The sequence below is a fragment of the Agrobacterium sp. 22-221-1 genome (assembly GCF_053522445.1).
Genome location: NZ_JBNWCL010000006.1, coordinates 180,293 through 206,970 on the forward strand (window position 1 = coordinate 180,293; position 26,678 = coordinate 206,970).

Here is a 26,678-nt window from a genome sequence, read left to right on the forward strand (position 1 = left end):
GGCAATCGAACTATCCCGTCATGCTGATCGCCGGTGTCGCCGGGGTAACCGCGGCATGGACGCGCCATACGCAAGCCTAACGATCTGCCGTCGCTCTCGTTCCATGGGATGTGGGAAAGGCGGGGCGACGGCGTCTGCGCCGTCACCTCTTTTTATCAAACGGAATGTTTCTTCCGTGTGGTGGCGCTGACGACCTGAGCAGGCGCGACATCCGGTTTGCCGAAGAGATAACCCTGCGCCTGCGCGCAGCCCTCGTCGACCACCATGCGATATTGCGCATCCGTTTCAATTCCCTCCGCCGTCACCGGCAGATCGAGGCTGCGGCCGAGGCCGATCACCGCGCGCACGATGGCGCGGGCATTGTCATCGTCGCTCATGGCGGCGATGAAGCTGCGGTCGATCTTGATCTTGTCGAAGGGGAAGCTCTGCAGGTTGCTGAGCGAGGAATAACCCGTGCCGAAATCGTCCATGACGATGGCGACGCCGAGCGCCTTCAACTGGTTGAGGATGATCAACGTCGCCTTGCGGTCTTTCAGAAGCGCGGCTTCGGTGATTTCCAGTTCCAGCCGGTTGGGCGAAAGTCCGGTCTGCATCAGCACGGTGCAGACGACATGACCGAGATTGGCCAGCGAAAACTGCAATGGCGAAACGTTCACCGCGATCTTCAGGTGCGGCGCCCAGCCGGCCGCCTGACGGCAGGCCTCGCGCAGCACCCATTCACCGAGCGAGATGATGATACCGCTCTCCTCGGCAATTGGAATGAAGACATCCGGCGGCACCACACCTCGTGTCGGGTGCTGCCAGCGCACGAGCGCCTCGTAACCGACGACCTGGCCGCATTCGACCGAAAGGACCGGCTGATAATTCAACAGCAGCTCGTTGCGATTGATGGCAAGCCGCAAATCCGTTTCGAGCTGGCGGCGTTCTCGCGCCTCCTGATCCATCACCGGATCGTAGAAGGCCAATATGCCGCGCCCGCCCACCTTGGCGCGGTAGAGCGCCAGATCGGCGGCGTGCATGATGCTCTCATGGTCCTTCCCGTCCCGCGGGAAGACGGCGATGCCGATGCTGACGCCGACGGAGGTCGGATCGTTGGCAACATTCATCTTCAGCGCAAACATGCCAAGGATCGTTTCGGCCAGCAGGCGCGCCTCTTCCGCTTTGGTGTGCCGGGCAGTCAGGATGACGAATTCATCGCCGCCGAGACGGGCGACCACATCGCCTGCCCTTGCGCATTCATCGAGAATGGCGGCAACCTTTTTCAGAACGCGGTCCCCTTCGGCATGGCCGAATATGTCGTTGACCGCCTTGAACCGGTCGAGGTCGAGCGCCAGCAGCGCGAATTCGTCCTCCTCGTCGCAATGCTCGATCTGCTGGTGAAGACGGGTCTGGAACATGGTGCGGTTGGACAGGCCCGTCAGGACGTCGTGACGGGCGAGATATTCGATTTCCCGCTGCGCTTCGCGCTTTTCCGTCAGGTCACGGATAGCCATTACCTCGCAGGGGCGGCCGCGATATTCGATCGTGCGTACGCCGAGCTCGAATATCTGCGCCTGCCCGGCGCGCTCGCGAACCGCCTCCACCGGTGCGTGGCGTGGCAGATAAGCGGGCTGCCCGTCGATGGCCTTGAAGAGATCGTCGGGGTTTTGTCCGACCAGCGACGCTTCCTCCCGGCCCAGAAGGCCGGCAAAGCGGGTGTTAAGCTCCACGATCCGCCCATCGCGGACGACCGCGAGACCATCGAGCGTCGCATCCACAAGACCCTTGAGATCGACAAGGTAACGATCCACAAGAGCAGCGGCGGCAGTGGTGGACAGGATCAGGAACGTGACGCCGGAAATGGCGCAGATCATGATCAGCCGGGCGACATTGTCGGGGTCCGGCCCCGACACGGACGGATCCGGCGAAAGCACCGTGGCCGACATGGTCGTGAAATGCAGCGCGCAGATCGCGAAGATCGCCGATCCGGCCGGCGCGGCGATGCGCTGCCAGGAGCCGAGGCGGCGAAAAAGGAAAAAGGCGAGGAGAAAAGACGCCCAGGCAACCGCAAAACCACCCAGCACCGGCCCCCACCGATAGCTGATCGTGGCGGCGACATCCATTCCCGCCATGCCGACGAAATGCATGACGGCAACCGACAGCGTGACCAGCGTGCCGACGATCGCCGGGCTGTAAGCGGCCTGCGAGCGGCTGGTGAGCGCCAGCCAGAAACCGAAAACCGGAAGAACCGCCGAAAGAGCCGTGAAGGCGAAATCATAACCAATCGGGACCGCGCCCTTATAGGCGAGCATGGCGACGAAATGCGTGGCCCAGACGCTGAGCCCTCCGGCAAAGGCGGCAACCAGCACCCAATAGGGCTTGCGGCCAGCCGGACTTTCCTCCGCACGCAATAAAAGATGAAAAAAAGCAAACATGCCAAGCAGGCAGATAACAGCCGCAAGAAGCACGACCACCCGGTCGTGTTGTACGACAACGCATTCCAGAACCGTGAACATGACGCACTCTCCCAGCCTCTGAAGAACCGCTCACGGTGGCACTATGGGAGTGGTTTATTTATAAATCTCTAATGCAACTAATGATAAATGTAACGATCTGTTCTGCAACGTACAGAAAGGAACGGGCCGCACGCGGCGGCCCGTAAGGTTTTTCGCGTGCGACGCGACGGGGACCAAAGGAAAAGCCGTTTATTTCCAGCTTCGATAATCGGCTGCGGTGCATCCGAAAGGCGCCGGGCCATCGGCGAAACGCTCCTGCAGACGGGCGCATCCCCACTGGTTGAGCGCTGCCGGCAACATGTTGTTGATGTCCATTCCGGGCGAGTTGAACTGCGACGGGGCGCTGGTGACGTACCACAGCCAATAACCGATAACCGCGACGACGATGACAGCCACGATGGCAACGAAAGTCCCCAGTCTGCGCAGGAGGCCCGGTCCTTTCTTTATCGCCGAGGCCTGGGCCGCTGCAGCCTCCTGTGTCTCACGCGCGACCAACGGGGCAAGCGATGTCAGAGCTTCCGCCCGCTCCTGCTCCGTAAGGTCGATCCGTTCCAGCTGATCATCGAGCAGGACCGGCAAGGCGCTGTTTCCATGCAGGACCGCGAGCGCCACATCATGTTTGCCGGTATGGCCGACGACAACGGGAATGCAACCCCGCTCCAGATGCGTGAAGGATTGCCGCTTGGTTTTATCGTCCCTTACCGTATCGGCATAGGTGACGAAAAGACGGCTGCGTTTTTCGGCAACCGCCGTCAGCGCCACCGGAATGACGGTCAACGGTGCGGGTTTGCGCAGCTGCAGGCGAACCCGCAGGACCCGGATAAGCGTGAACAGCATCGCCAAACTGCCGAAACCGAGCAGGGCGACGAACACGCCGAGCGTGATGATGCGGTTCCAGAGCATGTCGAGACCCAGCGAAATCGTTGCGAGTTCCGGGTTCTTGGCGGAGATGACCAGCCCGGTTTCATAATCGCCGGAATGGAAATCGACGAACATGACCTCGACATCCTTCTTGTAGCTCACACCCGCATGGTCATAGGAAAGATCCGCCTCACAGGTCGTGAAGATTGCCTTGCGCGTCTTGCAGCTGCCGCTGATATCGCCGTTTTCAATCTCCAGCGGATCTTTGCTGATCTGATAGTCGCGCAATATGCCCGGGCCTTCGGCGACGAGCATGACGGCCGTGATGACCAGAAGCACCGGAATGGAAAAATAATAGGCTGCCGGCACTGAAATGACGCCACGTTTGAGGCTCAGCGGCCGCGACGGAAGTTTTATCTGTGCAAGGTTCATGGTCGTCAACGCATTCTTCGGGAGGTGGGTGAGCGGAGTTCACGACTCTCGCCCGACGGAAGGAATAGTGATCGGACGATCTAACCCGGTGAACTCCTTGAGAAAACCCCCGAAATTCCGGGATAATGACGATAATTCACCGCCCCGGCCGGGCTTCACGCCTGGCGGCGAATAAAAACGGGCGGTAAAACCGCCCGTTACAGTTTTTCAGAGGCTGTGGTTTGCCCTTAGTCCTTCGTGACCTTTTCCAGCCGGGTCGTCTGGCTGGGATGGCCCACATAATCCTTCACGCGCGCATTCAGCACGATCGGCTCAAACCTCTCGAACATCGGCAGCACCGCCGGCTTCTGGGCGACGAACATTTCCTGCATCTGGGTGTAGATTTCCCCGCGCTTCTTGGCGTCCGGCTCCAGCGAAGCCTTTGCCGTGAGCGCCGTCAGTTCCGGAATGTCCCAGGCCGAGCGCCAGACGAAATTGCCGGCGTTGTTGGCTGCCAGCGAATTGTCGGGGTTGCTGGAAAACTGCTCCATCGAGCCCAGCACATTCGGCATGTAGGCGCCGGTCTGCGGAATGAGCAGATCGAAATCCCGCGCGCGGTGGGCGGCAATCACGTCCGAACCGTTACCCTGCTGGATATTGACCTTGATGCCGATCTGGCTCAGCGAGGCCTGGATTGCGGTGGCGAGATCGATGCGCGGCGTCTGTGCAATCGTTTTCAGATTAAGCGTGAAGCCGTTCTCATAACCGGCCTCCTTGAGGAGGGCCTTCGCCTTCTCCACATCGAGCTTCCAGTCGGGGCTCGGAATGGCGTATTCGAAGTTTTCCGGCACCGGCACCGTGCGCGCCCGGCCATAGGGACCCATGATGGTCTTTTCCATGCCCTTGTAGTCGATGCCATAGGCAATCGCTTCGCGGACCTTGGGGTTGGACAAGGGCTCCTTGCCGGCATTCATGGACAGGACGTAGAAGCCGCCCGTCGGCACGCGCTGGATCTGGAAAACTTCCTTGTTGTTGAAGGTTGCAAGGTCGGCAGCCGTCAGCGCACTGGCGATGTCGATATCGCCGCGCTCCAGCATCAGGCGCTCCACCTGGCTTTCCGGCACATGCCTCACGATGACGCGGCGCATTTTCGGGCTGCCGGCCACATAATTCTTGTTGGCCTCGAGGATGATGATCTCGTTGGGCGACCAGCGATTGAGCGTAAAGGGACCGGAACCGGCGGAATTGGTTCTCAGCCAGCCATTGCCCCAGTCGCCACTGCTTTCATGCGACTTGAGTTCCTTGCTGTCGACGACGCTGGCAATGACCATGGCCAGACGGTAAAGAAGCAGCTCGGACGTGGTTTCGCCGGAAAGATCGATGCGTACCGTTTTTTCATCCGGCGCGCTCACCAGCTTGTCGACATTATCGGCATTATAGCCAACGCGCTTGAGGTTGGCCGCGGCCGCCTGGTTCATCTTCAACAGCCGGCTGAGCGAATAGACGACGTCTGCCGAGGTTACCGGATTGCCCGAGGCGAAATTGGCTTCGCGAAGATGGAAGGTGATGCCCTTGTCATCTATCTCCCAGCGCTCGGCAAGCTGCGGAGAAACCTTGCCCGAACCATCGACCGAAATCAGACGGTCATAAAGGTTGGACATGATTTCGTTGGCTTTTCCTTCGGTGGCCTGATGGGGATCAAGCGACAGCACCTGAGCCAGCGAGGTTCCGATGACAAGCTGGTCATTCGGTGTTTTGGCCAAGGCCGGCGCTGCCTGCACCAGCATGGCGCCCAGGGCCGTGGTGAATGCGAGACGGATCAATGATTTTCTCATACCTGCTCCTCCTACAGATCGGTAATTCATGTTTGTGAAAAAGCCCGCGACGCAGCGCGGCGTCGCGGGTCAGAACGGTCATAGATGTTTGTTATCAAGCGCTTCTATCAGCGCGGCGATGTAGCCGTAGCAGAAGGCGAAAGCGACACCGACGGCATCGCGCCCGGCAATCGTCGGCACATGGTCTGGCATGATCATGTAGCGATAACCGAGTTCGTGATAGAGTTTCAGCGAACGCACCATGTCCATGTCGCCCTCATCGGGGAACGTCTCCATGAAGGAGAGTTTGCCGCCGCTGATATTGCGGAAGTGGACGTTGAAGATCTTGTCGCGGCTGCCGAACCACCTGATAATGTCGTCGATTTCCTCGCGCGGATTGTCAAGCATCTCGCCGATCGACCCCTGGCAGAAATTCAGGCCGTGATAGGGGCTCTCGCGCATCTGCACGAATTTCTTCAGCCCCTCGACCGTGCCGAGAACGCGGGTGACGCCCCTGTAGCCCGGCGGCGTATAGGGATCATGCGGATGGCATGCCAGGCGCACGCGGTTGCTTTCGGCCACCGGCACCACACGCTCGAGGAAGTAATCGATGCGTTCCCAGTTCTCGTCTTCGGAAAGAACGCCAGCGAGACCCGGCGCTGCATCATGGTCCGCCTTGTCCCAGCGCCAGGCCTCGTTGAGCGAGCCGCCGCGGCCGCGCTCCATTTCGGTGCGCGGAATGCCGATGAGGTTGAGATTGTATTTCGCGGCAGGGATTCCGGCCCTGGCGATATTCTCTATCATCGTGCAGACGGCATCGATCTGCCGGTCGCGATCAGGACCGGCAAGCAGGATATCGGGATACGACGCCTGTTCGATGGGCCGCGACGGCAGCGGCAACTGCACCATGTCGAGAACGAGGCCAAAGCTTTCGACCTTGTCACGGTGGCGCTCAAAGTCCTCGAAAGTCCAGCTCGCGGGCTTTCCGGGCGGATCCGCGTTGATATTTTTGACGCCGAGCTGCGCCCAAACCTTAAAATCCTCGTCATCGCGCGCAGCAACCTGGGTGCCGACATACATCGATTCTCTCCTCTCTCCATGCAAGTCATCATATGACATCGCATGAAATAAGATGAGTGTCGAGATGCTATTGCGCTTCTGAAAGCAACCTGTATCGGCGCTGGCTCGCAAGCATATGTTCGCGCATAGCTTTTCGCGCCGCTTCCGGATCCTGTTCGACGATGGCGCGCAGGATTGCCTCGTGCTCGGCCTGCACTTTGCGAAGATAATTCGCGTCACCGGTTTCCGGCAGCGTCGGGAACTGTCCGCGCGGTATAGAGCGCGAACCGAACTGACGCAGAGCCTCCAGATAAAAGCGGTTGTTCGTGGCGATCGCGATGGCCGTGTGAAACTCGTAATCGGCATCGACAGTGGTTTCACGCGCATCGATGGCGCGGGCCATTTTCCGGTGCGCCGCAGAGATTGCTGCCTCCTGCTGGGCGGTGCGGCGATAGGCGGCGATTGCCGCCGCCTCCCCTTCCGTCGCAAGCCGGAACTCCAGCATTTCCAGCGTTTCCGCAATGGTTCCGACTTCGGATTGCGTCAGTTTCACGCCGGCCCATTCACTGGCATTACTGACGAAAACCCCCTTGCCCTGGATGGGAACGACATAGCCGGCGGAACGCAAATCTGCGATCGCCTCGCGAACGACGGTGCGGCTCACGCCGTAGCTGCGTTCAAGCTCCGGTTCGGTGGGAAGTTGATCACCGTTTTTCAGTTTTCCACTGCGAATTTCTGCGCTGAGATTATCGATGATCTGTTGTGCCCGCCTCTCCCGCGGCCTCGCTTTGTCGCCCATCATGCCACTCTTCCCTCTTGCAGAATACGAATCCCTTCGCTACTCATATTATGACATTGTCGCACATCATATGTTTTCATGTTAGCTCAGGGAGGAGTTGGGATGAAGTACCATCAAGAGTTTTTGCAAAGGAGAATTGCGCGTCTGTGGCGAGCAGTGCGCAATGGCTCGGCCGCTGACGGCGTTCTCACAGGAAAGTGCGGCCAGCAATGACGGAAATCTCACTGCGCGGGCTTGGACATCGTTTTCTGCAACTGATCGTCAGCCTCTTCATCCTGCTCTGCATCACCTTCATCATTGGCCGGGTCATGCCGAGCGATCCGGTCGGGGCAATCGTCGGCGAACTTGCCGATCCCAAGGCCTATGAGGCCATGCGAGCGCGGCTGGGGCTCGACCTGCCGCTTTACCAGCAATTCTTCATCTATCTGCGCGGCCTGCTGCATGGCGATTTCGGCATTGCGATCCTGACCGGCAACCCCGTGACCCGCGATCTGGCGCAGGCTTTCCCCGCCACTTTCGAACTCGCCACGCTGGCGATCATCATCTCGACGGTCATCGGCGTCCCGCTCGGTCTCGCCGCCGCCCTCTTCCGCGACACCTTCATCGACAAGTTCGCGCGCGTTTTTGCGCTGGTGGGACATTCGATACCGGTCTTCTGGTTCGGCATCGTCGGGCTGGTGATTTTCTATGCAAACCTCAACCTTGTCGCGGGGCCCGGCCGGGTCGATGTCTTTTACGAAGGCCTTGTGGAGCCGAATACGGGATTGATGCTCGTCGACACCCTCCTTGCGGGCGAGACGGAAATCTTCTGGAATGCGCTTGGACACATCATCCTGCCGGCGATCATCCTCGCCTATATGGCCATGGCCTATATTACCCGCATGACGAGGGCCTTCACCCTCGAACAGCTCAGCCAGGATTACGTCATCGCGGCACGGGCCAAGGGTGTCAGCCCCGCACGCACCATAACCCGCCATGTGCTGCCCAACATCGCCGTGCAGCTCATCACCGTGCTGGCGATCTCCTATGGCAACCTGCTGGAAGGCGCCGTGGTCACGGAGATCGTCTTCTCCTGGCCCGGCATCGGCCAATACATGACGAATGCGCTGCTCATCGGCGACATGAATGCGATTCTGGCCGCCACGATTGTCATCGGCTTCATTTTCATGTTGCTCAACTTCCTCGCCGATCTGGCCTACACCACGCTCGATCCCCGTACACGGGAGGCCGCACGATGACCGATATCGCGCACAACAACACCGTTGATCGTCCCAGCGCCCTGTCGCGCATCTCAACCACCACCGCGCGGACACTTCGAAAGCTCGCGGATGAACCGCTTGGAATGTTCGGCTTCGCCATTCTGGCCATTCTGGTTCTGGTCGCCATTTTCGCGCCGCTCATCGCGCCTTACGATCCTGCCCGTCAGGCTCTGGAAAACGCGCTTCAACCACCCAGCTGGACACATCTCGCCGGAACCGACGAATTCGGCCGCGATATTTTCAGCCGGCTTGTTTACGGCACCCGCATCACCATCCAGACGGTACTGTCAGTCTCGGTCATCGTCGGTCCTATCGGCCTTGCCATTGGCGTGATGGCCGGTTTCTTCGGCGGGCGAACCGACGCGATCCTGATGCGCGCGACCGATATCGTCCTGTCCTTCCCCTCGCTCGTGCTGGCGCTTGCCTTTGCGGCCGCCATGGGCGCCGGCCTCGGCACGGCGATCATTGCGATCTCGTTGACCGCGTGGCCGCCGATTGCGCGTCTTGCTCGGGCGGAAGCGCTTGTCGTGCGCAATACCGACTACGTCGCCGCCGCCCGTCTCTATGGCGCTTCGCCGCTGCGCATCCTTTTTCTATACATTGCGCCTATGTGCATTCCCTCGGTCATCGTTCGCCTGACGCTGAACATGGCCGGCATCATCCTGACGGCCGCTTCACTCGGCTTCCTTGGTCTCGGAGCCCAGCCGCCGCTGCCGGAATGGGGCGCGATGATCTCCAGCGGCCGTAAGTTCATGCTCGACTACTGGTGGGTCGCCGTCATGCCAGGCATCGCCATCCTGCTGACGAGCCTTGCCTTCAACATCGCCGGCGATACGCTGCGCGACCTTCTGGATCCGCGTCATGCCCGTTCCTGATAGCTCCCCCATCCTCTCGGTCCGCGACCTCAATGTCCGTTTCGGCCGCAACACCATTCCGGCGGTGTCCAACGTCAATTTCGACGTCGGGCGCGAAAGGGTCGGCATAGTCGGTGAGTCCGGTTCCGGAAAATCCACCACCGGCCGGGCCGCCATGCGGCTCCTGCCGAAAAGCGCAACGGTGACGGCGGAGCGGATGGATTTCCTGTCCGAACCGTTGCTCGAAAAATCCGAGCGGCAGATGGGTGCGATCCGCGGCAGCGAGATGGCGCTTATCATGCAGGACCCGCGTTATTCGCTGAACCCGGTGCTGCCCATCGGAAAGCAGGTGGCGGAGGCCGCCGAACTGCATCTGGCGCTGACCGGCAAGGCGGCGAGAGGTGCAGCACGCGACATGTTGCTGCGCGTGCGCATCAACGACCCCGACCGCGTGATGGCGCTTTATCCGCACCAGATATCGGGCGGCATGGGCCAGCGCGTGATGATCGCCATGATGCTGCTCGCCAAGCCCAAGCTGGTCATTGCCGACGAACCGACCTCGGCCCTCGATGTCAGCGTCCGCAAGGATGTGCTTTTGCTTCTGGACGAGATGGTGCGCGAGAATAATTCCGGCCTGATCCTCATCAGCCATGACATCCGCATGGTCGCGGCCTTCTGTGAGCGCGTGCTGGTCATGTATGGCGGGCGCGTCGTGGAAACGCTGACCAAGCTGGAAGATGCTCAGCATCCCTATACGCGGGGCCTGATCGCGGCGATGCCAGATCCCCGCAATCCGGTGCGGCGTCTCAGGGTGCTGGACCGTCAGGCCATCGATGCGGAGGTGATGCGATGATCACGGTAGACAAGCTCGACGTCGTCTACGGCGCAAGGGAAAACCGCAATCACGTCGTGCGCGGCGTCAGCCTCACGGTCAACAGGGGTGAAACGCTCGGCATCGTCGGCGAAAGCGGCTGCGGCAAGTCTACCTTGCTGCGGTCGCTGGCGGGGCTGGAAGCCGGCTGGACCGGCTCCATCAGCTTTAACGGCAAACCGGTCGGCAAGACCCGCAGTCGCGACGAACTGAAACTGGCGCAGATGGTGTTTCAGGACCCCTACGGTTCGCTGCACCCACGCCACCGCATCGGCCGGGCCCTCGCCGAACCGATCCGCGCCATGGGACTTGGCGATGGCTGGTCGAAAGTGCCTGCCGCCCTGCAACAGGTGGGCTTGCCCCCACATTTCGCCGAGCGCTTCCCGCATGAACTTTCCGGCGGCCAGCGGCAGCGCGTGGCAATCGCCCGCGCGCTGATCCTCGAACCGCCGATCCTGCTGCTCGACGAGCCGACATCCGCGCTCGACGTCTCCATCCAGGCGGAAATCCTGAACCTGCTTGCCGACCAGCGCGAAGAACGCGACCTCACCTTCGTTCTCGTCAGCCACGACCTCGCGGTGATCGCCCATATGTGCGACCGGGTGCTAGTCATGCAGAACGGCGTTTTTGTCGATGAGCTGACCAAGGCCGATCTTGAAGCGGGCGTTACCCATTCGGCCTATTCAGGCGAGCTGTTCGAAAGCAGTTTCCTGTAACGATCTCCCCCACAACGCTCACACCGGGCGGCCCATCCACGGCCGCCCGCTTTCTCCCATGGCGTAATTTCGGGGATTTCGCCCGACCGGCAGCGGCCAATCGCCGGCAACGGACGAGCGACCTTTTGGGCCGATAAATTTCACCACCGACTGCGCTCGAACCACCGAAACAATGCGTTCAGCATTTGTTCTGGATTGCTGTTTGAGTCTTTGCTAATCATTGCGACGACGGGGCAGACAATGGCCGGACATTCCGACGACTGCCATCTCTGAAGAAGGTTCTCACCCGTGGGGACAGGCAGGTTATCTAAGGATTGCTGGCATGGCGGTTGCCTATCTGGAAAAGCTCAACGAACAGCAACGCAGGGCGGTGGAGCATGGCGTTGGGCTGGCAGACGGGCACACGGCCGGGCCCCTGCTGATCATCGCCGGGGCCGGTTCGGGCAAGACCAATACGCTCGCCCACCGGGTTGCGCATCTGATCGTGAATGGCGCCGATCCCCGCCGCATTCTGCTGATGACGTTTTCCAGACGTGCCGCCACGGAAATGTCGCGGCGGGTCGAGCGTATCTGCAAACACGTTATCGGGGCGAATTCGGCAATCATGACAGACGCGCTGGCCTGGTCCGGCACGTTTCACGGCATCGGCGCGCGCCTGTTGCGCATCTATGCCGAGCAGATCGGGCTCAACATCGATTTCACTATCCATGACCGCGAGGATAGCGCCGACCTGATGAACCTCGCCCGGCACGAGCTGGGTTTTTCCAAAACCGAAAGCCGCTTTCCAACGAAGGGTACCTGTCTCGCGATCTATTCGCGTGTGGTGAATTCCCAGACACCGCTCAAGGAGATATTGCGCCAGCATTATCCCTGGGTCGCCAACTGGGAGAGCGAACTTAAGGAACTGTTTGCAGCCTATGTGGAGGCCAAGCAGGTCCAGAACGTGCTCGATTATGACGATCTCCTGCTTTACTGGGCCCAGATGGTCAGCGATCCCGTCCTTGCGGACGATATCGGCAACCGCTTCGATCATGTGATGGTCGACGAATATCAGGATACCAACCGGCTGCAGGCCTCGGTGCTGATGGCGCTCAAACCGGGCGGCCGCGGCCTGACCGTGGTGGGTGACGATGCGCAGTCGATCTATTCCTTCCGGGCGGCGACGGTGCGAAACATCCTCGATTTTCCGGCTTCCTTCAGCCCTGCTGCCGACATCATCACGCTAGACCGCAACTATCGCTCGACGCAGCCGATCCTTGCGGCCGCCAACGGCGTCATCGATCTGGCGCGCGAGCGGTTCACCAAGAACCTCTGGACCGAGCGGCAGTCGCTTGAGCGCCCGAAACTCGTGACGGTGAAGGACGAGACCGAACAGGCGAATTTCATCATCGACCAGATCCTCGCCAACCGCGAAACCGGCATGACGCTGAAACAGCAGGCCGTGCTGTTCCGCACCTCCAGCCATAGCGGCCCGCTTGAGGTGGAACTGACCCGCCGCAACATCCCCTTCGTCAAATTCGGCGGCCTGAAATTCCTGGACAGCGCCCATGTAAAGGACATGCTGGCCGTGCTGCGCTTCGCGCAGAACCCGCGCGACCGCGTCGCCGGTTTTCGCTTGCTACAGATGCTGCCCGGCGTCGGACCGAAAAAGGCCGGCAATATTCTCGATGCGATTGCGACAGACCCCGAGCCGCTGCTTGCCCTTGCCGAAATTCCGCCGCCACCGAAGACCGGCGACGACTGGGTGGCCTTCACGCAAATGCTGGCGGTCCTGCGACAGGCGCCGAATGACTGGCCGGGCCAGATCGGGCAGGCGCGACTGTGGTACGAACCGCATCTGGAACGCATCCATGAGGATGCGGACACCCGCAAGGCCGATTTGCTGCAGCTCGAGCAGATCGCCGGCGGCTACCCCTCGCGCGAGCGCTTTCTGACCGAGTTGACGCTCGATCCGCCCGACGCCACCAGCGATCAGGCCGGCGTGCCGCTGCTTGACGAGGATTATCTCAGCCTCTCCACCATCCATTCGGCAAAAGGCCAGGAATGGCGCTCCGTCTTCATCCTGAACGTGGTCGATGGCTGCATTCCCTCCGATCTCGGAGTCGGCACCACCCAGGAACTGGAGGAGGAACGCCGGCTGCTCTATGTCGCCATGACGCGCGCCAAGGACAGTCTGGCGCTGATCACGCCGCAACGTTTCTTCACCGGCGGCCAGAACCAGCAGGGCGACAGGCATGTCTACGCCGCAAGAACCCGCTTCATCCCGGCGACATTGCTGCAATTCTTCGAAACGGCAACCTGGCCACTGGTATCGGCCACCGCTTCCGAGCGCAGCGCGCAGCAGATCCGCATCGATGTGGGTGCGCGGATGCGGGCGATGTGGAAGTAAAAAGCGGGGCGTTCACCCCGCTCTCATGACTGGCGATGTCAGAACGTAACGCTGGCCGTGAGGCTGACATTGAAGGGCTCGCCTACGGCATTGGCATAGCTGGTGGAGCCGATGGACGAGGTGTAATAGGTCTTGTCGAAGATGTTCTTCAGATTGAGCTGCAGCGTCACCGGCTTTTCGAACTGAAGCGTGTAGGTGGCGAAGGCGTCGAAGACCGCATAGCCCGGCAGATTATAGGAATTGTCGTTGATGCCGGCGCGCTCACCCACCGCCCGCACACCGCCGCCGATGCGCAGCGTATTGCCGTTCGGACCGACCTCGCCGACATCATAGGCAAGGAAGAGCGAACCGGTGTGGCGCGCCACATTCGGCAAGCGCTTGCCGGCATAGGTGGGATCTTCGAGCACAAGCGCATCCGTATAGGCATAACTTGCGATGAGATCGAGATCGTCGGTCAGGCTGCCGGCAATATCGACCTCGACACCGCGTGAACGGACGAGGCCGGCGGCCTTCACCGTCGAGATGCCGCCGATATCTTCCGAATAGGCGACATTGCGCTTGCGGGAGTTGAACAGGGCGATATTGGCGTTCAGCCCGGCGAAGAGATCGAACTTGGCGCCCACTTCGTAGGAAATTCCCTCTTCCGGATCGAGCCCGCCATAATAGGCGCCGATGGATGATTGCGGACGGAAGGTTTTCGCCACATTGGCGTAAAGCGAGGCATTCGGAGTGAGCTTGTAGACCAGACCGGCATTGGGAATAAGCTCCCCACCATCCTTCTCGGTATTGACGACGAAGGGACGACCCTTGCCGGCATAAATGTCGTAATACTGGTAACGCAAACCGCCGACCGCGATCCATTGATCGTTAAGATGCAGGGCGTCCTGCATATAGATCGAGGCGGTGGAGAGCTCTTCCGTCTGGTCGCTGTCGACCGGCCTTACCGTGGTGCAGACCGGCAGGCGGCCATAGACAGGATTGTTGACGTTGAAATTCGTGGAATTCGCGCATCGCAACATGTCGGTGCGCAGGGTATCGCTGTAATCGTAGGACGCGCCGAACAGCAGGTCGTTGCGCAGTCCGCCGATTTCGGCCTCGCCCGTCAGGTCCGCCCGCAGCGCGTGATTGTAGATCGTGGAATATTGCGTCGCATCGGCCCGTCGCGTCACCTGCCCGGTGCGGGAATTATAACCCATCACGCGCGCCTGATTGTCCGAATATTCGTTGCGGCTATAGGCGTAATTCAGCGACAGCTTCCAGTCATCGGAGAGTTGGCGGTCTATGGCGATGCTCGCCAGATCGGATTTGCCGTCGGTGATGTTATAGGCTTCATCAAGGCGCAGGCGGCGGCTGATATTGATCGCCCTGCCGGTCGCCGGATCGAAGATCGTGCCGCGATCGAACGGTACGCTGTAATCCTCATACATATAGGAAACCGTAATATCGGTGTCCTCGCCGCTCCATTTCAGCGAAGGCGCGATCAGCCAGTTCTTTTTCTCACCGAAATTACGCCAGTAATCGCTGTTTTCCCCCTCGCCGATCAGGCGATAGGAGAAATCCGTGCCCGCAATCGGGCCGGTCACATCGAAACCGCCCGATGTGCCGTATTTGCCCGCCCCATAGGCGGAAAAGCGCGAATAGGCCTCCGCCGTGAACGTGTCTTCCGGCTTCTTCGTCACGACATTCACCATGCCGCCGGGATCGAGAATGCCGTAAAGCGTGGAGGCAGGCCCCTTCAGCACTTCCACCCGCTCGACCGTATCGTTGAAGGAATGCGGCAAGGCCGTCTTCAGCCCGTTGACGAGGATGGAGCCGTCGCGATTATCACCGAAACCACGGCGGATGACGGCATCCTGCGTGCCGCCGAGCGTATTTGCCTGGGTGACGCCGCTGACATTGGCCAGCGCTTCGTCCAGCGAGCGCGCCTGCTGGTCGCGCAGCACCTCGGCCGTCACCACATTGACCGATTGCGGAATGTCGAGGAGCGGCGTTTCGGTGCGTGTCGCCGTGCCCGTCGTCACCGGCTGATAACCGCGCGCACCTTTTTTGACATCGGCATTGACGGTTATGGTTTCGAGCACCGTCGTTCCATCAACATTTTTCTTCGGTGCCGCACTCTCCTGCGCGTAAGCAGGCAGGGCGACCCCGGCCAGAAGAAACGCCAGCAGCGCCCGCGAGCGCACCCCAATGATCATCGAACCGTCATGCATCGTATCTTGTCCCCGGCTGTCCCAAATCGTCATCGCGACGATGCACCGCTCTTTCAATTGATGAATGTAGTAGTCAACTTTATTTCCGCTTCAGCGCGGCAAAACGTCGGTACCGAAGGGTGCTTTCGCGCTTCCTGGCGTGTCATTTCAGCCCATGACAGCCGCTTTTTGCTCAAATCGACCGGCAAAAACTGCATTTTTGAACGCTATATACTTGACTACTACAGTCATCAATAATTCTGGTGGCAACGCATTCAGACGGTGACGAATTTGAACGACGGCATGAGACCCATAAGCACGGATACAGGCCTTGCGGCGCAGGCAATCGAGCTTGCCTATGGCGACACGCCGGTGCTTGCGGATATGTCCATCGATGTCACGCCGAACCGCTTCACCGTTCTGCTTGGCCCGAACGGCTCAGGAAAATCCACGCTTCTCAGCGCGCTTGCCCGCCTGCACCGGCCCGCGCGGGGCCATATTCTTCTCAACGGCAGCGATATCTTCCGCCACCCCACCAAGGAGGTGGCGAAAAAGCTCGGCATGCTGGCGCAGCAGAACCATACGCCGGAAGGGCTTTCGGTTTTCGATCTCGTCTCCCGGGGCCGTTACCCGCATCAGGGATTTCTGAAGCAATGGAGTGAGGAAGACGCCCGCGCGGTGGAAGAGGCGCTGTCCGTGACCGGCATGTCCGAACTGGCGGATCGAGCAGTCGACAGCCTTTCCGGCGGCCAGCGCCAGCGCGCCTGGATCGCCATGGCGCTGGCCCAGCAGACGGATATAATTCTTCTCGACGAGCCGACGACCTTTCTCGATCTGCACCACCAGATAGAGGTGCTGGACATGCTGGCGGGCCTCGTCAGCCGCCACAACCGCACGATCGTCGCGGTGCTGCATGACATCAATCTCGCCCTGCAATATGCCGATCACCTGATTTTCCTGAAGGACGGGCGGCTGCGGCACCGGCTGGAAACAGCGTCGGCCTGCGATGCCGGCATCATTGCCGATGTCTTCGACATGGCAGTTGCCCAGCTCACGCATCCGGTGACGGCGCGGCCGGTATTTCTTCCCCTGCCCGGACGGACCGGCGCGGCATGATGCCCAACGGAACCAGCGCAAGCACCCTTGCCCTGCGGGAGCGGGCCTATGGTCGCACACTAGCGGCAGCACTTCTCCTGCTGCTCACCATGCTGCTTCTGGTGCTGGCGCATATGGCCACCGGCCCGCGCCCCATCGCGCCGCACGTTCTGCAAGACCTGATATTCGCTTATGACGCCCGCAATTTCGACCAGCAGGTTTTGATGCGCCTGCGCCTGCCGCGTCTGCTGGCTGCGCTGCAGGCCGGGGCCTGCCTTGGAACAGCGGGGCTTCTGCTGCAGACCCTGCTTCGAAATCCGCTCGGCGAACCGCATATTCTGGGGTTGAATGCCGGGGCAAGCCTCGCTGTCGTTCTGGCGACAGTGCTGCCGCTCGGGCTGATCGCAACGCCGCTGCTCCGCCCATTACTGGCGGCCACGGGCGCGGGCATCAGCTTTTCGCTCGTGCTTCTCCTTGCTTCCGCTGGGCGGCAGGGGCTGACACCGGCAAAACTCGTCTTTTGCGGCATTGCGCTTTCCACGCTTGCCGCAACCCTCACCTCCGCCATCCTCATTCTCAATGAGGAAACATTGCAGCAGATGCGTTTCTGGCTGGTGGGCGATACGGCCGGCGTTTCGATCACAACCATCGCCGCCGCCCTGCCCGCGGCCGCGATCGCGCTCATCCTCGCTTTCGCCGTCGCTCCCCCGCTCGATCTTCTGGGGCTGGGCGAGAGCGCTGCCGCAGCACTCGGTGTGCCGGTCCGTTCGACGCGGATTCTGGCGCTTGTCTCCATATCGCTGTTCTGCGGCGCGGCCATCGCCGTCGTCGGCCCCATCGGCTTCGTCGGTCTGGTGGTGCCGCCGCTCGTCGCGCGCCTGAAAACGGGGCGGCTTCTGCTTGCCATACCCATCGCTGCACTCGGCGGCGCGGTTCTCCTGATCGCCGCCGATCTCGCCGCCCGCCTCATTCTCCTGCCGAAAGAACTACCGACGGGCGCGATGACCGGCCTTGTCGGCGCGCCGGTCTTTCTCTGGCTGGTGCGCAGGGTGCTGAAATGAACCGTTACCAAGTTGTCCGACTGGGGCGCTTTTCCGTCCGCTTCATGCCGTCGCGGCTCATCATTCTGCTGGCGCTTTTCCTCTGCCTCATGCTTGTCGCCCTGTGGTCGCTCACCGCCGGCAGCCAGCATATCCCCGCCTCCGCCCTGTGGTCGCTTATCACCACAACCAACACCGATCCCGCCATGACCCACGCACTCGTGGTTCTCGACTTCCGGCTCTCGCGTCTGGCGCTTGCGATGGTGGCCGGCGCCATGCTCGGCATTGCCGGCGCCATCATGCAGGCCACGACCCGCAACGGCCTTGCCGATCCCGGCCTGCTCGGCGTGCGCGAAGGCGCATCCCTTGCCGTGCTGGGCTGCCTGTTCCTGCTGCCTTCCCTGCCGGTCATGTTGCGCCCCGTTGCGGGCATTGCCGGCGGCATGGCAAGTGCCGCAATCGTTCTGACGCTCTCCGGCGCAACCTCGCGCCTGCGCTTCGTTCTGACCGGCATCGGCTTTTCATGGTTTTTATCAGCTTTGCTGCTTATCCTCATGGCATCGCTCGATATTCGCAATTTGCAGACAGCGATGATCTGGATGGCTGGCAACCTGCAGGGCGCAAGCTGGACTGCCGTTTCAATCCTCTCCGTCATCCTCGTCATCGCCCTTGGCCTTCTGCTGTTGACGGCGCGCGCCGCCGACGTGCAGGCGCTCGGCGATCATGCGGCAACCGCGCTTGGCGTCCATAGCCGCCTCCTTTCGGTGCTTCATGTCACGCTTGCCGTCACCCTCACCGCATCCTGCGTTTCCTTCACCGGCAGCATCGGTTTTGTCGGCCTGATCGGGCCGCATATCGCCCGGCTTCTGTTGCCCGGCGGCTCCTATCCCGGGCTTGTCTTAGGTGCAGGCCTGACAGGCGCAATTCTGGTCGCAGCCTCCGACACCATCGCCCGAACCGCCTTTTCACCTCTGGAGCTGCCGACCGGCCTCGTTCTTTCCGCCGTCGGCGCACCCACGCTCCTTACTCTTCTCTGGTTTCACCGGCATCGCCTATAGGTCCCCCATGCGCAAAACACTTCTCGCCCTTCTCCCGGCCGCCGCTTTTCTCCTCGGCACAGCCACCGCTCAGGCCGAAGAGACCAGCCGAAGCTTTACCGACGACCTCGGCCGCAGCGTTTCCATTCCGGCAAAGCCGAAGCGCATCGTAACGCTGCACGATATCGACCTCACCATTCCGCTGATCGAGCTGGGCGTGACGCCGGTGGGTAGCCACGGCCGCATGGGGGCGGACGGCAAACCCTATCTGCGCTCCAGCGCTATTCTGACCGGTGTTGATTTCGACAATAGCGACATCGCCTATATCGGCTCCATCAATGCCGATCTGGAGGCGATTATCGCCCTCAAGCCCGATCTCATCCTGACCGAACCGGATCGCCCCACCCCCGTTGAAAAACTGGCGCAGATCGCCCCCACCGTCGCCATCGACAATACCAAAGACGGCGCACCGCATATTTACAAGGTGCTGGCCGAACTCACCGGCACGCAGGAGCGTCTGGCCGTGCTGGACCGGCGCTACCGCGCGCAGATCGAAGCGCTGAAGGCATCGGTCGACACCGGCGCCACCACCGTTTCGGTGTTCCAGCCGCTCAACGGCAAGATCAGCGTCTACCACACCTATCGCGCGCTCGGCCGCGTGCTGCGGGACGCAGGGTTTCGTTTCCCGACCATCATCGACGCCATTCCGGAAGGCGACCGTATCGAGATCAGCGCCGAACGGCTGCCGGAACTCGATGCCGATATCATCTTCGATCCCTATCGTTCCGATACCGGCGCTTCGCCGCAGGCGGAAATCGACATGATGGAAACCGTGATACCGGGCTTCTGCAATTTTCTTCAGGCATGCCGCAACGGTCGGTACATCCTCCTGCCGCGCGAAGAAGCGATTTCCAACTCCTATGCCGCGCTCAGCCTCATGGTCTCCGCCGTCCAGTCGCATTTGACGGTGCGGCCGGCGCACGAAAAGTGACGGCAATGACCACTACGGACAAAAGCGCTTGCCTCCCGGCTTGGCGCGCTGCTAATTCGTGAAGAAGAGTAGAAAACTCAGCTTCACGGAAGAATCCATGCCGGCTGGCGAAACGCATACATCAAGGCTTCGGCGCACCGACCGTTTCGGAGAGCAGCTGCGCAAGCGTCGCGACCGCCTGTCGCCGGGCCTGCTTGCCGTTGCCGAATATATTGACGGCCATCGCCATGCCGTTCTCGCCAAATCGGCGCTGGAAATCGGCTTCGAGACCAATACCTCCGATGCGACCGTCATCCGCGCCATACAGGCGCTCGGCTTCCAGGGGCTGGTCGATCTCAAGGAAACGCTGGAGGCCTATCTGGGCGTGACGGATTCGCCCGTCGAAAAAATGGCGGCGACGACAAAATCCATATCCGGCAACTGCGATGCAGCGATAGATTTCGTGCTCGACAATCAGAATAACACGTTGGAGATGCTTTCAAGCGCTGAAAACCGCGAAGCCATGGCGGCGGCCGTGCGGCTTCTCTCGCAAGCGCGCGGCATCGGCGTGCTCGGCATCGGCGCCTCCGGCATCATCGCCACCTATGCGGCAAGGCTGTTCCAACGCTCGGGCGTCCATTCCTATGCGCTCAACGCCACCGGCATCGCGCTTGCCGAACAGTTGCTCGAGCTTGAAAACGGCCACGTCCTCATCATGCTCCTGCACGGCCGCGCCCACCGCGAAGCCCAGACCGCCATAGCCGAAGCCGGCCGCCTCGACATCCCGATCATCATGCTGCTCGGCCAGGAAGACAGCGTGCTCAAAAAACACGCCAACGCCAGCCTCTTCCTGCCCCGCGCCAAAAACGAAGGCGTGGCGCTCCATGCCCCCACCTTCATCGCCATGGAAACCATGGCTCTCGCCCTCTCCGCCGCCTGCCCCGAGCGAAGCCTTGAGACGCTGGAGCGGCTGGTGGAACTGAGGACGTCGATCAGGCCGCATAAGCGGTTATAAGAGCAGTTTTATTTGGCAATCTGTTGGCCGCCATAGACTTGCACCGAGAACGGATTGAACTGACGGGGATGCCCCCTTCGTCCGGCATCGGCGTATGATGCCTGCCTAGCGCCATTGTGACGCTCACGGAGGGAAGGCAGATGACACAGGTGCATATCCTCGCGATCGACCTCGCGAAGCGGAGCTTCCAAGTCTGTGGAACGGATGGCGGCGGGGCGGTTCTATTCAACAGGGTCCTATCACGGGCTCGTTTACAGCAGTTTTAAGCGAGCAGTCGCCTTGCATCGTTGCTATGGAAGCCTGCACCGCCAGCCATTTCTGGGGCCGGTTTGCTCAAAATCGCGACCACGACGTGCGGCTGATCCCGCCGATTTACGTGAAGCCGTTCGTCAAACGCCAGAAGAATGACGCAGCCGATCCGGCCGCGATCGCGGGGGCCGCGCTGCGCTCGAACATACACTACGTTGCGGTCAAGAGCACCGAGCATCAGGCAAGAGCGGAGGCGTTCCGGACCCATCAATGTTTTGTGCGCCAACGTACCCAACTCATCAATGCACTGCGCGGTCATCTGGCGGAGTTCGGAATAGTCATTGCCCAAGGCCCTGCCAATCTCAGTGCGGTTGCAGGCATGCTGTAAGCCTCCGGTGAAGCTTGCAATTACCCACATTTGAGTGTCGCTGCCATTTCGGTTCCGAGGCGAATATCTGTTAGCAGACTGAGGCCGTTGATCTGCCTGACACTGTTCGGGAGATTGACCGGCCTTATCTGGACCAGATTGGGTTGCTCACCGAAAAGATCGATGAGCTGAACCTCAAGCTTCGCGAGGCGACGACATCGAACGCCGAGAAGCGCCGGCTCTGCACCGTTCCCGGGGTTGGCCCTGTGACCGCCGGCGCGATCCTCGCCTTTGCACCTGACCTTCATACTTTCAAGAGCGGTAGGAACTTCGCCGCCTGGCTCGGTCTCGTCCCAAGGCAGCATTCAACGGGTGGGAAGACCCGCCTTGGTGGTGTCAGCAAGATGGGACAGACCGATATTCGCAGGTTGCTGGTTGTCGGAGCCATGAGCATTGTTCGATGGATCGTCCATAAGGGCGTCTTTCCCGACAACTGGCTCGGGCATATGCTCGGCCGGAAACCGAGAATGGTTGCCGCCGTCGCGCTGGCCAATAAGATGCCGCGCATCATATGGGCCATGATGATAAGGGAGCAGAATTACAGAATGGCGCGATCCGCTGCCTCTCTCGAAAGGCAATGGGGTAATGCCTGCGGCGTTAAGCCCCGGTGAGACGATCGACTGACGGAACGATGCGGAAAGGACTTCAATGTTCAGAATGGGGTAAACCAGTCCCGGGGCTCGAGCCAACCAAGCTCTCCGAACCGATGTGGACCCTGTTCTTCGAACTACATCCCGGCCCGTGGCTAATCGGGCCACATCGAGAGGCCCGACACACGACCGATAGAATTCCTCGTCCGCAAACATTCGTCAGAAAATTCTTCTTGCCAAACCGGGGCATCCACATACGCCACATCGTTTAGCATCCGGTACCTTTCCAGACATCTCCCTAAAACTGATGAAACAACGTTCACTACACTTCGTTCGGTAAGAATGCACAAGGGAGAACTACCAATTCCAACTCCAAACGCAGCGTCCTATCGACACTCTCTATCGAGATATCATAAAGTCCTTCATTGGATGGTACTTTAATCATGAGGTTTGTCCTACTGTGTAATTTCTGCACATCATTGCGTCCATCAATAATTATATTCCCACTTTGACTGATACAGTAGACAAAGTCTTGTTCATCTCGGATGCGCATCGGTATGAAAACCCAAATTCCTCTCAGCGCGTAAATCCGAACCCCGTCTGCCTCCAATCCTGCATCAGAAAGAGAAACAGAAACCACAGAATCTACAAAATTCTCGCAAAACATTCTTTGAAAATGGTACAAATTATATTCATATGCTTTTTTTAATATTATTTTTTCAGAATTAATACCTCCAAAATCGGGATAATAGTTGAGAAAGGTAACACGATCACTAAACCAATTAGGCATCCATGACGCAAAATTAGCTGGCCAATTCAAGACTGTAGATTGTTTGGCTTCAATGGCAAACGGGTACCTGTGAATCGCTATATTAAAATAAGTAGCCCACTCATCAAGGTTTCTACCCACAATATACTTAAGTTCGTTAGCTATCTCCATAGCCCACTTCGATTTAACAATCTGCGGACGATGAGCCGCAAAGCCATCATTGTTATAGCCAAAGTCATTAAGTATAGCGCCGGTATACCATTGCCCGCGATCAAAAGACGTTATACCAAATGAACTAGACTTCCATTCCGAGATGCTATCGTAATATTGATAAGCTTGATACTTACCTTCCTTTAAGAATTCTTCGGGCACGATAGCCGAAATAAGAATAGCGTCATCATCACATGCCAAAAATACATCATAGTCTTTATACAGGCGCTTATAAAAAACATTTCGAAGAGTATAATTACGCTCCTGATGATCCTCTGGCATACTGATCCCGGCCTCAGCCAGCAACTCCTCTTCATTAAAAATCTCGTATTTCACCTTGAAATTATCGAGGATTAGCTCGAATTCCGACGCAAATTTTTCCGACGTCAGAACCGAAACAGTACCAAAGGGGAAATTCCAATTCAAAAAAGATTCTATGGATTTCGAAAAATTGCTCGGATGAATGCTAATATAAACGAGCGGTATCTTTTCAGGAAGGTCAGAGGCAGACTGCCAATGATCTTCTATTGTGGAGTATATGAGTTTAGCGGCGGCACTCCAACTTTGACTTACGTCAGCAGACCTTTCATCACCGCGCAGCGATGGACTCTTGACCTCCAAAGCGAGCACTATCTTCAACTGTCGAAGAAAGCTGCTTTCTTCTTCCAGCTGAAATATTACGCCATTGCCAGCACTAAGCGCCTCGGGAAGAGCCCCGCCATTACTGACTAGAACACGACAACCTCTTGCCAATCCCTCTAAAACAGGCAAACCGTACCCCTCATAGAAAGACGGAACGATAAGCGCCGAAGCATTTAGATAAAGGTCCTCAAGAATTTGGTCATCAGCATTATTGAGCCAAATCAATTTATCAGAACTTTCATTCAGATATTCCAAGCGCTCAAAAAAACTCTGGCTTTCCCATCCTCGCTTCCCTACAATTATGACTTTGTATCCAAGTTCTGAAATAGCATCAATATTATCCAGGACAAGTTTGTAGTTTTTTCTTGGCTCTACAGTACCAACGCAAAGTACATATGGGGTCTTATACAGATGATTTCCTACAAAATTATCGACGACACTCTGACGGGATCCAAAATGATATCCCATCTCAATGACTTTAGTCGTCGGAATCCGAATATTCATACTGGCACATAATTTATCCAGATCCTCACACACGACTCGAGATATGCAGAACATTACATCCACATATGTAGTGACAGCCGCAAAATGTTCAGCGTAGCGCAGTACTGTCGTGGGATGCGAAAACTGCGGGAACAATATTGGCGCTGCATCATAATGAATGGCGAAAATAATAACACCATTCTTTTTTAGTTCGTAATATAGGCTGGATCGAGAGAGCGAATCCCCCCAAGATCCATCAACATCAAAAAATATGTCTCCCTTGGAAAACTCAACTTTTTCCGATGAGCATTTCTCGCAAGATTGTATTTCATCAATATTTTCAATTAAAAAATAACAGTCATTCTCCTTATTATAATAACAATAATTAACATCAACTAGATCTTCTAGCGCAAAGGATATATTTCGTACAACCCTTTGGATTCCCGTACGAGCTTTAGTGTCAATAGTGTTCGAGACGTCAATATAAATATTTCCACGAGATGAATCACTGTTGTTCTTGAAATTTCCGTGAAAACTACGACGGCCGTGCAGTCGTGCTTCAACCGAATTTGAAAGCGCCACACTCCTATCCAGTGCGGTTTGTCGATCAAACTCTTGCGTAGACCAAGCGGTTAAAGCTCCAGCGTCTGGAATTCTACGCAAATGTCTCCAATATAAAGCATAGCATAGCTCCCTTGAAGACAATTTTTCAAAATACTCATCCTCCTCTAATGGCATTCCAGCAGACGCGAGCGCCATACTTTTTAACGCCTCCATTGAAAGATTTTTCAGATCATGACTATCATAGGCTGAATTTTGAAGGCGATTAAATATATTTAAATACACCAAATCCAAAGTCTCAATATACTTCACCGCTTTTCTCCATACATACCTATAAACATTCGCGCCTTGTCGTAGGTTAGCGAGGCATTTCTAAAAACAACATCGCCATAATTCTTCTGATCAACACCAATTCCCTTGCCGTCATAGTTTTTTGCGATGCAATCCACATCGAAATCTTTTTGAGGTTTTGCTACTTTTGATTGAGGATCAATTTCTCTTTCTATCGGAGCCGTCAACGCTATCGAAGGAGATTCGAGAGCAACTAGGTTTGCAGAGTCTTGGGGCGATTGTTGGCGGCTTGGCCAAGGCATGGATTGATACTGCGGGCTATCCATCCATCGACGAAAGACACGATGAGGACGATTGTCTGACTTCAGCACCCAACTGCGAAACATACCGCGGGGCTTTCCATTTGCGTGAAACAAAAGACGCCTCACCGCTCTCCTTGGCATCCCTGAGCTATGCAGAAGCAAGCGCGCATAGGCCGGCTCATTAATACGTGTTTGAAGAGCCGTTACCGCGCTCCGCAAATGCGAAGCGCCAGCTTCCAAGGCGCCTGTTTTTTCGGAAAGTGCAGTTCTGATTTCTCTCCTGAATGTTGCGATCTCATCCCGCAGAGCATCGGCCTCACACCGCAAGTCAGAAACCTCAGAATTCAAATTTTCTGTTTGGACAACCAAAGCTGATGAGGTTGCCTTCAGCGCATCGGCCTCACACCGCAAATCAGAAACCTCAGAATTCAAATTTTCCGTTTGGACAACCAAAGCTGATGAGGTTGCCTTCAGCGCATCTGTCTGTGCGGCAAAAGCCGCGTCGAACCGACGAACACCGCCCAATAAGTCAAGTCCCAAACGAAGTTCAAATGCGGAATCAAGTTCGTGTGCTAGCGGTCCTGCGACCTGAGCTACAACGGCATAATCAAGAGAAACGGTCGTCAAGACGCTTTCAAAGTTGATTTCCGTCTCCGCCCTCCTCTCTGCTCCTTGAAGGCGCAGTATTATGTTTCTAAAAAAACCTGTATGCTCGGCTAAGAAGCTCGTAAGCAGAGGCGGGAGCGGTTTTCTATGGGTGGGGTCCAGATGGAAATTTACCAACCCAACAATTAGGTTTTCGGGATTAGGTGTTTCAAGAATCATAATGCCGCCCGGACGAAGAACGCGGCGGGCGTTGGCAATGAGTTCTCGCAGATCATCAAATGATATGTGCTCAATCAGATGGAAAGCTGACACAACTGCTAATGTGCCATCAGGAACTGCACGAAGAGCTTCCAAGCAATCCATGTTTTCAACTGCTAATCCTCGCTTTCGCGCCGCCGATAGCATATTTTCGTCGAGATCGACACCTCGCGCATCCAGCCCCACATCACCAGCCAGTTCCAGCCATTCGCCTCGCCCGCAGCCAAGGTCTAGCAATCGAGCGTCAGATTGCGCGGCCAAAGGCCTTAAAAAGGCTTCATAAACGCGCAAGCGCTCTCGAATTACAGCCGGATCCCCTCGAAAGCGAGCCTCAAAGTCCAAATAGAATGTGTCCGCCATTTCCCATCCGTCTTGTGTTATTCGAATACCCTCCTACAATTTGCAACGGTGCTGAA

Annotated in this window: 18 protein-coding genes and 1 pseudogene; 11 read left to right on the plus strand and 8 right to left on the minus strand. The window is 58.0% G+C overall.

What is annotated here, in order from left to right; genetic code table 11:
- Positions 1-155 precede the first annotated feature (155 nt).
- From ACQZ5N_RS11625 to ACQZ5N_RS11645, 5 genes are all read right to left on the minus strand, one after another.
- Positions 156-2,495, minus strand: a complete 2,340-nt coding sequence (locus tag ACQZ5N_RS11625; protein WP_448732962.1) for a bifunctional diguanylate cyclase/phosphodiesterase — start codon at positions 2,493-2,495, stop codon at positions 156-158.
- 189 nt (positions 2,496-2,684) lie between these two features.
- Entirely contained in the window at positions 2,685-3,788 is a 1,104-nt protein-coding gene (locus ACQZ5N_RS11630) for a hypothetical protein (protein WP_448733036.1), read from the minus strand.
- A 227-nt stretch (positions 3,789-4,015) separates the two neighbouring features.
- Entirely contained in the window at positions 4,016-5,602 is a 1,587-nt protein-coding gene (locus ACQZ5N_RS11635; protein WP_448732963.1) for an ABC transporter substrate-binding protein, read from the minus strand.
- 78 nt (positions 5,603-5,680) lie between these two features.
- A complete protein-coding gene (locus tag ACQZ5N_RS11640) occupies positions 5,681-6,661 on the minus strand; it encodes a mannonate dehydratase (protein WP_003521785.1) in 981 nt (326 codons plus the stop codon).
- Positions 6,662-6,728: 67 nt separating this feature from the next.
- The gene (locus ACQZ5N_RS11645) at positions 6,729-7,442 is read right to left on the minus strand and encodes a FadR/GntR family transcriptional regulator (protein WP_003521787.1); all 714 of its coding nucleotides are present in this window, start codon (positions 7,440-7,442) and stop codon (positions 6,729-6,731) included.
- Positions 7,443-7,648: 206 nt separating this feature from the next.
- Between ACQZ5N_RS11645 and ACQZ5N_RS11650 the strand changes: the two genes are divergently transcribed.
- The 5 genes from ACQZ5N_RS11650 (at position 7,649) to ACQZ5N_RS11670 (ending at position 13,528) form a co-directional block, all read left to right on the plus strand.
- Complete coding sequence (locus ACQZ5N_RS11650; protein WP_425644724.1) at positions 7,649-8,677, plus strand: ABC transporter permease; 1,029 nt, start codon at positions 7,649-7,651, stop codon at positions 8,675-8,677.
- Positions 8,674-9,573, plus strand: coding sequence for an ABC transporter permease (locus ACQZ5N_RS11655; RefSeq protein WP_020809292.1), 900 nt, complete (start codon positions 8,674-8,676; stop codon positions 9,571-9,573). The genes ACQZ5N_RS11650 and ACQZ5N_RS11655 overlap by 4 nt, the downstream gene beginning before the upstream one ends.
- A complete protein-coding gene (locus ACQZ5N_RS11660; protein WP_174046508.1) occupies positions 9,560-10,405 on the plus strand; it encodes an ABC transporter ATP-binding protein in 846 nt (281 codons plus the stop codon). Before ACQZ5N_RS11655 ends, ACQZ5N_RS11660 begins: the two co-directional genes overlap by 14 nt.
- Positions 10,402-11,139 (plus strand): ABC transporter ATP-binding protein, encoded by a 738-nt coding sequence (locus ACQZ5N_RS11665; RefSeq protein ID WP_104679970.1) that lies wholly within the window; start codon positions 10,402-10,404, stop codon positions 11,137-11,139. The genes ACQZ5N_RS11660 and ACQZ5N_RS11665 overlap by 4 nt, the downstream gene beginning before the upstream one ends.
- Before the next feature lie 322 nt (positions 11,140-11,461).
- Entirely contained in the window at positions 11,462-13,528 is a 2,067-nt protein-coding gene (locus tag ACQZ5N_RS11670; RefSeq protein ID WP_448732964.1) for an ATP-dependent helicase, read from the plus strand.
- A 38-nt stretch (positions 13,529-13,566) separates the two neighbouring features.
- Here ACQZ5N_RS11670 and ACQZ5N_RS11675 read toward each other — a convergent pair whose 3' ends face one another.
- A complete protein-coding gene (locus tag ACQZ5N_RS11675; RefSeq protein WP_448732965.1) occupies positions 13,567-15,738 on the minus strand; it encodes a TonB-dependent siderophore receptor in 2,172 nt (723 codons plus the stop codon).
- 282 nt (positions 15,739-16,020) lie between these two features.
- Here ACQZ5N_RS11675 and ACQZ5N_RS11680 point away from each other — a divergent pair, with 282 nt between their 5' ends.
- The 6 genes and pseudogenes from ACQZ5N_RS11680 (at position 16,021) to ACQZ5N_RS11705 (ending at position 22,161) form a co-directional block, all read left to right on the plus strand.
- Positions 16,021-16,833 carry an ABC transporter ATP-binding protein gene (locus tag ACQZ5N_RS11680; protein ID WP_448732966.1) on the plus strand — a complete coding sequence of 271 codons (813 nt, stop codon included), beginning with the start codon at positions 16,021-16,023 and terminating at the stop codon, positions 16,831-16,833.
- Entirely contained in the window at positions 16,830-17,873 is a 1,044-nt protein-coding gene (locus tag ACQZ5N_RS11685; protein WP_448732967.1) for a FecCD family ABC transporter permease, read from the plus strand. Before ACQZ5N_RS11680 ends, ACQZ5N_RS11685 begins: the two co-directional genes overlap by 4 nt.
- Positions 17,870-18,910, plus strand: coding sequence for a FecCD family ABC transporter permease (locus ACQZ5N_RS11690; RefSeq protein WP_448732968.1), 1,041 nt, complete (start codon positions 17,870-17,872; stop codon positions 18,908-18,910). The genes ACQZ5N_RS11685 and ACQZ5N_RS11690 overlap by 4 nt, the downstream gene beginning before the upstream one ends.
- Positions 18,911-18,917: 7 nt before the next feature.
- A complete protein-coding gene (locus ACQZ5N_RS11695; protein ID WP_448732969.1) occupies positions 18,918-19,880 on the plus strand; it encodes an ABC transporter substrate-binding protein in 963 nt (320 codons plus the stop codon).
- A 97-nt stretch (positions 19,881-19,977) separates the two neighbouring features.
- Positions 19,978-20,874, plus strand: a complete 897-nt coding sequence (locus ACQZ5N_RS11700; protein WP_448732970.1) for a MurR/RpiR family transcriptional regulator — start codon at positions 19,978-19,980, stop codon at positions 20,872-20,874.
- Positions 20,875-21,014: 140 nt separating this feature from the next.
- Positions 21,015-22,161 (plus strand): annotated as a pseudogene (locus ACQZ5N_RS11705) (IS110 family RNA-guided transposase).
- Between the two features lie 301 nt (positions 22,162-22,462).
- On the opposite strand, the gene ACQZ5N_RS11710 reads toward ACQZ5N_RS11705, so the two are convergent.
- Both ACQZ5N_RS11710 and ACQZ5N_RS11715 read right to left on the minus strand, forming a co-directional pair.
- On the minus strand, positions 22,463-25,117 hold the full coding sequence (locus tag ACQZ5N_RS11710; protein WP_448732971.1) for a glycosyltransferase: 2,655 nt from the start codon (positions 25,115-25,117) through the stop codon (positions 22,463-22,465).
- Positions 25,114-26,622 carry a class I SAM-dependent methyltransferase gene (locus ACQZ5N_RS11715; protein ID WP_448732972.1) on the minus strand — a complete coding sequence of 503 codons (1,509 nt, stop codon included), beginning with the start codon at positions 26,620-26,622 and terminating at the stop codon, positions 25,114-25,116. Before ACQZ5N_RS11715 ends, ACQZ5N_RS11710 begins: the two co-directional genes overlap by 4 nt.
- Positions 26,623-26,678: the final 56 nt, after the last annotated feature.

What these genes read in the sequence shown, in the direction of transcription:
- ACQZ5N_RS11625 (WP_448732962.1), bottom strand. Translation starts at nt 2,495, where the DNA reads ATGTTCACGGTTCTGGAATGCGTTGTCGTACAACACGACCGGGTGGTC.
- ACQZ5N_RS11630 (WP_448733036.1), bottom strand. Translation starts at nt 3,788, where the DNA reads ATGAACCTTGCACAGATAAAACTTCCGTCGCGGCCGCTGAGCCTCAAA.
- ACQZ5N_RS11635 (WP_448732963.1), bottom strand. Translation starts at nt 5,602, where the DNA reads ATGAGAAAATCATTGATCCGTCTCGCATTCACCACGGCCCTGGGCGCC.
- ACQZ5N_RS11640 (WP_003521785.1), bottom strand. Translation starts at nt 6,661, where the DNA reads ATGTATGTCGGCACCCAGGTTGCTGCGCGCGATGACGAGGATTTTAAG.
- ACQZ5N_RS11645 (WP_003521787.1), bottom strand. Translation starts at nt 7,442, where the DNA reads ATGATGGGCGACAAAGCGAGGCCGCGGGAGAGGCGGGCACAACAGATC.
- ACQZ5N_RS11650 (WP_425644724.1), top strand. Translation starts at nt 7,649, where the DNA reads ATGACGGAAATCTCACTGCGCGGGCTTGGACATCGTTTTCTGCAACTG.
- ACQZ5N_RS11655 (WP_020809292.1), top strand. Translation starts at nt 8,674, where the DNA reads ATGACCGATATCGCGCACAACAACACCGTTGATCGTCCCAGCGCCCTG.
- ACQZ5N_RS11660 (WP_174046508.1), top strand. Translation starts at nt 9,560, where the DNA reads ATGCCCGTTCCTGATAGCTCCCCCATCCTCTCGGTCCGCGACCTCAAT.
- ACQZ5N_RS11665 (WP_104679970.1), top strand. Translation starts at nt 10,402, where the DNA reads ATGATCACGGTAGACAAGCTCGACGTCGTCTACGGCGCAAGGGAAAAC.
- ACQZ5N_RS11670 (WP_448732964.1), top strand. Translation starts at nt 11,462, where the DNA reads ATGGCGGTTGCCTATCTGGAAAAGCTCAACGAACAGCAACGCAGGGCG.
- ACQZ5N_RS11675 (WP_448732965.1), bottom strand. Translation starts at nt 15,738, where the DNA reads ATGCATGACGGTTCGATGATCATTGGGGTGCGCTCGCGGGCGCTGCTG.
- ACQZ5N_RS11680 (WP_448732966.1), top strand. Translation starts at nt 16,021, where the DNA reads ATGAGACCCATAAGCACGGATACAGGCCTTGCGGCGCAGGCAATCGAG.
- ACQZ5N_RS11685 (WP_448732967.1), top strand. Translation starts at nt 16,830, where the DNA reads ATGATGCCCAACGGAACCAGCGCAAGCACCCTTGCCCTGCGGGAGCGG.
- ACQZ5N_RS11690 (WP_448732968.1), top strand. Translation starts at nt 17,870, where the DNA reads ATGAACCGTTACCAAGTTGTCCGACTGGGGCGCTTTTCCGTCCGCTTC.
- ACQZ5N_RS11695 (WP_448732969.1), top strand. Translation starts at nt 18,918, where the DNA reads ATGCGCAAAACACTTCTCGCCCTTCTCCCGGCCGCCGCTTTTCTCCTC.
- ACQZ5N_RS11700 (WP_448732970.1), top strand. Translation starts at nt 19,978, where the DNA reads ATGCCGGCTGGCGAAACGCATACATCAAGGCTTCGGCGCACCGACCGT.
- ACQZ5N_RS11715 (WP_448732972.1), bottom strand. Translation starts at nt 26,622, where the DNA reads ATGGCGGACACATTCTATTTGGACTTTGAGGCTCGCTTTCGAGGGGAT.